The sequence below is a fragment of the Streptomyces sp. NRRL B-24572 genome (assembly GCF_002156145.1).
GTDB classification, from domain to species: Bacteria; Actinomycetota; Actinomycetes; order Streptomycetales; family Streptomycetaceae; genus Streptomyces; species Streptomyces vietnamensis.
Genome location: NZ_MWIG01000853.1, coordinates 1 through 6580 on the forward strand (window position 1 = coordinate 1; position 6580 = coordinate 6580).

Sequence of the window (6580 nt, forward strand, 5' to 3'; positions counted from 1 at the left end):
CCTGATCGCCGGCGCCGGCGGCTCCGCCATCTGCGCCGACCTCGGCTCCCGCAAGATCAGGGAGGAGCTCGACGCGATGGAGGTCATGGGCGTCTCGCCCGTCCAGCGACTGGTCGTCCCGCGCGTCCTCGCCACCATGGCGGTCGCCGTCCTCCTCAACGGCATGGTCTCCGTCGTCGGCACCCTGGGCGGCTACTTCTTCAACATCGTCCTCCAGGGCGGCACCCCCGGCGCGTACCTCTCCAGCTTCTCCGCCCTCGCCCAGCTGCCCGACCTCTACATCAGCGAGATCAAGGCGCTGATCTTCGGGTTCATCGCGGGCATCGTCGCCGCCTACCGGGGACTCAACCCCCGTGGCGGACCCAAGGGGGTCGGCGACGCCGTCAACCAGTCCGTCGTCATCACCTTCATGCTGCTGTTCTTCGTGAACATGGTGCTGACGGGCATCTACCTGCAGATCGTCCCGCCGAAGGGAGGCTGAGACCGATGGCCTCCCCCTTCGTCTGGCTCGACCGGTCCGGCGACCAGCTCCTGTTCTACGTCCGGGCCCTGCTCTGGATCCCGCGTACCCTGCGCCGCTACCTCAGGGAGGTGCAACGGCTGCTCGCCGAGGTCGCCTTCGGCTCCGGCGGCCTCGGCGTCATCGGCGGCACCATCGGCGTCATGATCGCGATGACGCTGTTCACCGGCACCGTCGTCGGCCTCCAGGGCTACGCGGCCCTCGAACAGATCGGCACCGCCGCCTTCACCGGATTCGTGTCCGCCTACTTCAACACCCGCGAGATCGCCCCGCTCGTCGCCGGACTCGCCCTCTCCGCGACCGTCGGCGCCGGTTTCACCGCCCAGCTCGGCGCGATGCGCATCAACGAAGAGGTCGACGCCCTCGAAGGCATGGGCATCCGCTCCATGCCGTACCTGGTCACCACCCGCATCATCGCGGGCGTCGTCGCCATCGTCCCGCTCTACGCGATCGGCCTGCTCTCCTCCTACCTGGCCTCCCGCTACGTCACGGTCCTCTTCAACGGCCAGTCCCAGGGCACCTACGACCACTACTTCAACCTCTTCCTGTCACCGACGGACGTCGTCCTCTCGGTGCTGAAAGTGCTGATCTTCAGCGTGATGGTGATCATCGCCCACTGCTACTACGGCTTCCGCGCCTCCGGCGGCCCCGCCGGCGTCGGCATCGCCGTCGGCCGCTCCGTACGCAACGCCATCGTGCTGATCAGCGTCACCGACTTCTTCCTGTCGCTGGCCCTCTGGGGCGCGACCACGACCGTGAAGGTGGCGGGGTGAGATGAGCGACTCAACGGCCGAGACCCTCCGCCGCCGGTTCGCCGGCGTCGTCTTCCTGCTCGTACCCGCCCTCCTCGCCTCCCTCGCGGTTGCCGTCTACGACAAACGCTTCACCGACTCCGACCCGATCACCGTCGAGACCGGCAGCGTCGGCAACGAGATGCACCTCGGCGCCGAGGTGAAGCTCCGCGGCGTCGTCATCGGCGAGGTCCGCGCCATCGACGCCGTCGACGGCGGAGCCCGGCTCACCCTCGCCATGCGGCCCGGCACCCTGCGCCACGTCCCCTCCGACGTCCGCGCGCAGATGCTGCCCACGACCCTCTTCGGCGAACGCTTCGTGGCCCTCGTACCGCCCGCGAACGCCTCCGCGCGACCGCTCGGCCCCGGAGACGTCATCCCCGAGGACCGCTCCGGCAACGCCGTGGAACTCCAGCAGGTCCTCGACAACGTCCTGCCCCTGCTCACCGCCGTCCAGCCGCAGAAACTGTCGGCGACCCTGTCCGCCGTCTCCAAGGCCCTCGAAGGACGCGGCGACAAGCTCGGCGAGACCCTCGCCGAACTCGACGCCCACCTGCGCGAGTTCAACCCCCACCTGCCCGCCCTCACCCGCGACCTGAAAGAACTCGTGAAGGTCAGCCACCTCTACGCGGACGCCGCCCCGGACATCGTCACGGCGCTCACCGACTTCACCACCACCAGCGGCACCCTCGCCGAGAAGGAGGGCGAGTTGGCCGGCACCCTCGGCGCCACCACCCGGACGGCCCAGGACCTGACCGCCTTCCTGCGGCAGAACAAGAACAACATCATCCGCCTCAGCGCCACCGGCAGGCCCACCCTGGAACTCCTCGCCGAGTACTCCCCGTCCTTCCCCTGCACCCTGCGCACCCTCGCCCAGTTCGTGCCCGCGATGGACAAGGCGCTCGGCAAGGGCACGAACCGGCCGGGACTGCACGTCGAGGTGACCACCGTCCCCTCGCGCGGCGCATACGTCCCCGGCCGCGACACGCCCTCGTACGGCTCCGGCGACGGCCCGCACTGCTACCCCGTGCCCTACCTCGGCGTCCCCGTCGCGCCCGCCGCACGCGCGTCCGCCGCGGCCGACCAGGAACTCGGCCCCGCCAACTCCCCGCAGGAGAACGACCTCGTCAACGAACTCCTCGCCCCCGCGGCGAAGAAGGCGCCCGGCGACCTGCCGGACTGGAGCAGCCTCCTCGTCGGCCCCGCGTTCCGCGGCGCGGAGGTGACCCTCCGATGACGACGCGCCCCTCCCACACGCGCCGCCGCGGCCTGACCGGGACCGTGCTGAAGTCCCTCGCGTTCGTCCTGGTCACGGCGCTCGCCACCACCGTCCTCGGCTTCAGCATCGCCAACACCGGGACCGGCTCCGCCACCCGCTCGTACAAGGCGCTGTTCACCGACGTCACCGGGCTCGTCGAGGGCGACTCCGTGCGCATCTCCGGAGTGAAGGTGGGCGAGGTGACCGACGTACGCGTCGTCGAGCGGCGCACCGCCCAGGTCACCTTCACGGTCCGCGAGGACCGCACCCTGCCCAGATCGGCGACCGCCGCCGTGAAGTACCTGAACATGGTCGGGCAGCGGTACGTCTCCCTCGGCCGCGGCACCGGCGACCTGACCGGCACCCTGAACGCCGGGGACACCATCCCGCTCGACCGCACCACCCCCGCACTCGACCTGACCCTGCTGTTCAACGGGTTCAAGCCACTCTTCGAAGGCCTCTCGCCCGCCGACGTCAACGACCTCGCCGGCTCCCTCGTGCAGGTCCTCCAGGGCGAGAGCGGAACCGTCGACAGCCTCCTGAGGCACATCGGCTCCCTCACCAGGACCGTGGCAGCCAAGGACAAGGTCATCGGCGAGGTCGTCACCCACCTCAACACCGTCCTCACCACCCTCAACAACCGCGAGGCCGCCTTCGGGGACCTCGTCGTCACCCTCCAGAAGCTCGTCACCGGCTTCAACACCGACCGCAAACCCCTCGGCGAGGCGGTCAAGGCCATCGGCGACCTCACCACGACCACCGCCGGACTCCTCCAGGAGGGGCGCGCCCCCCTCAAGAAGGACATCCGCGAACTCGGCCGCCTCTCGGGCACCCTCGGCGACCACACCCCCGCCATCGAGACCTTCCTCGCCAACACCCCCGGCAAGATGTCGGCCCTGGCCCGGCTCTCCTCGTACGGATCGTGGTTCAACCTCTACCTCTGCGAGGCGCGCGTGAGCGGCGTGGGAACCTCCGACGGCTCCAAGCCGCCGACCGGCATCACCGTCACCGAACCGAGGTGCCGCGGATGAGCCCCCGCCCCCGGCTGAAGCCGGTCAAGGAGCGCAGCCCGGTCGCCGTGGCCGTCGTCGGACTGCTGGTCCTCGCCCTGATGGCCGTCCTGGCGTACAACGTGGAACGGCTTCCGCTCGTCGGCGACGACACCGCCTACAGCGCCGACTTCACCGAGGCCGCCGGACTCGACGCCGGCGACGAGGTCCGCATCGCCGGCGTCAAGGTCGGCAAGGTCACCGAGGTCGCCCTCGACGGACCCAGGGTCAAGGTGACGTTCGAGGTCGGCGACGCCTGGATCGGCGACCGGTCCACCGCCGCCATCGCCATCAAGACCCTCCTCGGCGAGAAGTACCTGGCGCTCGACCCGCTGGGCTCCGCCCCGCAGGACCCCGACACCCGCATCCCGCAGTCCCGCACCACGTCCCCGTACGACGTGACGCAGGCCTTCCAGGACCTCAGCGGCACCGTCGACGCCATCGACACCGAGAAGCTCGCGGAGAGCTTCCGGACGATCTCCGACACCTTCAAGAACTCGCCGCCGCACGTACGCAACGCCGCCACCGGCCTGTCCGAACTGTCGAAGTCCGTCTCCAAGCGCGACACCGAGCTCGCCCGGCTCCTGGAGAACAGCAAGAAGTTCACCAAGACCCTGAAGGACAAGAAGTCCAGCTTCGAGATCCTCATCGAGGACGGGGGCTCGCTGCTCGGGGAGCTCAAGAAGCGCCGCGAGGCCATCCGCGCCCTGCTCAAGGGAAGCCGGGAGCTGGGCACCGAACTCAGCGGCCTCGTCGGCGACAACGACCGGCAGCTCGGCCCCACCCTGAAGGCCCTCAGCCGCGTCACCGGCGTCCTGGAGAAGAACAGCGGCCAGCTCGACAAGACCCTCGCCCTCGTCGGCCCGTACTACCGGCTCGTCGGCAACACCCTCGGCACCGGCCGCTGGTTCGACACCTACCTGTGCGGCGTGGTGCCCCGCACCTATCTGCCCGAGGCCTCGCAGCCCAAGTCCGGATGCCTGCCGCCGAAACAGACGGCGACGGCCAAGGGGAGCGGTGAACGATGACCAGACCGAGAAAGCCCCTCGTCGCCGGGCTCGCCCTCGCGGTGCTCGCCGCCGCCGGCCTCGTCGCCGCACGCGTCCTCGACGACGACGGCATCCGCGTCACCGCCTGGTTCGACCGGGCGGTCGGCATCTACGCCGGATCCGACCTGCGCGTCCTCGGCGTACGCGTGGGAGAGGTGGAATCAGTGGAACCGCAAGGCACCCGCGTACGCGTCGAACTCCGCCTCGACGAGGGCGTACGCGTCCCCGCCGACGCGCGGGCCCTCGTCGTCGCCCCGAGCATCGTCGCCGACCGGTACGTCCAGCTCGCCCCCGCCTACAGCACGGGCCCCACCCTCGCCGACGGCGCCGAGCTGCCCGCCTCCCGCAACCGCACCCCCGTCGAGATCGACCAGCTCTACGACTCGATCACCGAACTGAGCAGGGCACTCGGCCCCGACGGCGCCAACTCCACCGGAGCCCTCTCCGAACTCCTCGACACCGGAGCGAAGAACCTCAAGGGCAACGGCACGGCCATCGGCACCTCCATCGAGCAGTTCGGCAAGGCCGCCAAGACCCTCGACGGCAGCAGCGAGAACCTGTTCACCACCCTCGGCCAGCTCCAGACCTTCACCACCATGCTCAAGAAGAAGGACGGCGACGTCCGCACCGCACAGGAACGCCTCGACGAGGTCGTCGGCTACTTCGCCGAGAACAAGAACGACCTCGCCGGCGCCCTCGAGGAACTCGGCACGGCCCTCGCCCAGGTCAAGACGTTCATCAAGGACAACCGCGGCGAACTGAAGAAGAACGTCGACCGGCTCGTGCCCCTCACCCAGACCCTCGTCGACCAGCGGGCCTCCCTCGCGGAGGCGCTCGACGCCGCCCCGCTCGCCGCCGGCAACGTCGTCAACGCCTACGACAAGGACACCCGCACCCTCGACGGCCGCGCCGACCTCAACGAGATCAGCATGGGCGGCCCCCTGCTTCCGCTGCCGGTCACCGGCGCCTCCTCCTCGGCCGGCACCGGAACACCGGGGACCGGCAGCCCCACGGCGAGCACCGGAGAGGGGGAGCGGTGAACCGCGACAGCCTGCCCTCCCGGAAGGCCGTCGGGGCCGGAGCCGTCGGAGCGGTCGCCCTCGGCCTCGGGCTGGCCCTCGTCCTCGGCGCGGTCCCCGCGAACCCCGTCCGGTTCGACGGCATCGAGGACCTCCCGCTGCCCGGCGGCGCCGACCTCGGCTCCCACCCCTACACGGTCACCGCCGAACTCGACGACGTACTGAGCCTCGTGCCGCAGTCCGCGGTCAAGGTCAACGACGTCGCCGTCGGCCGCGTCACCGCCATCGACCTGGGCACCGGCACCTGGTCCGCCCGCGTCACCCTGAAGATCAACGGCGACGTCCGGCTCCCCGCCGACGCGAGCGCCCGCCTCGAACAGTCGAGCCTCCTGGGCGAGAAGTACATCCAGCTCGTCGCCCCGCGGAAGGACAGCGGCGCACGCCTCACCGACGGCAGCGTCATCCCGCTCGCGCGCACCAGCCGCAACACGGAGGTCGAGGAGGTCTTCGGCGCGCTGTCCCTGCTGCTCAACGGCGGCGGCGTCAACCAGCTCAGGACCATCACCCGGGAACTCGACGCGGCGCTCGGCGGACGCGAGCCCGAGGTCCGCTCGATGCTGAACCGCGTCAACACCCTGGTGACGAACCTGGACGCGCACCGCGGCGACATCACCCGCGCCCTCGACGGCGTCAACCGGCTCTCCGCCACCCTCGCCGGCCGCAAGAAGGACGTCGGCACCGTCCTCACCGGCCTCTCGCCCGGCCTGAAGACACTGGAGAACCAGCGAGGATCCCTCCTGACCATGCTGCGCGCCCTGGACACCCTCTCCGACGTCGCCGTCTCCACCGTCGACGCGAGCAAGAAGGACATGGTCGCCGACCTCAAGGCCCTCG

7 protein-coding genes are annotated in these 6580 nt (G+C 70.3%); all 7 read left to right on the top strand.

All coding sequences use genetic code 11. The annotated features are described in order from the left end of the window. A partial coding sequence (locus CCN56_RS37205; RefSeq protein ID WP_143664752.1) for an ABC transporter permease occupies positions 1 to 481 on the top strand: 481 nt, incomplete at its 5' end. 5 nt (positions 482 to 486) lie between these two features. Next, positions 487 to 1293, top strand: a complete 807-nt coding sequence (locus CCN56_RS37210; protein ID WP_086832132.1) for an ABC transporter permease — start codon at positions 487 to 489, stop codon at positions 1291 to 1293. Position 1294: 1 nt separating this feature from the next. Next, positions 1295 to 2548, top strand: coding sequence for an MCE family protein (locus CCN56_RS37215; protein WP_086832133.1), 1254 nt, complete (start codon positions 1295 to 1297; stop codon positions 2546 to 2548). Beyond that, positions 2545 to 3600: an MCE family protein gene (locus tag CCN56_RS37220; RefSeq protein ID WP_086832134.1), complete on the top strand. Its 1056-nt coding sequence runs from the start codon at positions 2545 to 2547 to the stop codon at positions 3598 to 3600. Before CCN56_RS37215 ends, CCN56_RS37220 begins: the two co-directional genes overlap by 4 nt. Continuing rightward, positions 3597 to 4646, top strand: a complete 1050-nt coding sequence (locus CCN56_RS37225; protein ID WP_086832137.1) for an MCE family protein — start codon at positions 3597 to 3599, stop codon at positions 4644 to 4646. Before CCN56_RS37220 ends, CCN56_RS37225 begins: the two co-directional genes overlap by 4 nt. Continuing rightward, positions 4643 to 5707 (top strand): MCE family protein, encoded by a 1065-nt coding sequence (locus CCN56_RS37230; protein WP_086832135.1) that lies wholly within the window; start codon positions 4643 to 4645, stop codon positions 5705 to 5707. The genes CCN56_RS37225 and CCN56_RS37230 overlap by 4 nt, the downstream gene beginning before the upstream one ends. Beyond that, a partial coding sequence (locus tag CCN56_RS37235) for an MCE family protein (RefSeq protein WP_086832136.1) occupies positions 5704 to 6580 on the top strand: 877 nt, incomplete at its 3' end. The genes CCN56_RS37230 and CCN56_RS37235, both read left to right, overlap by 4 nt.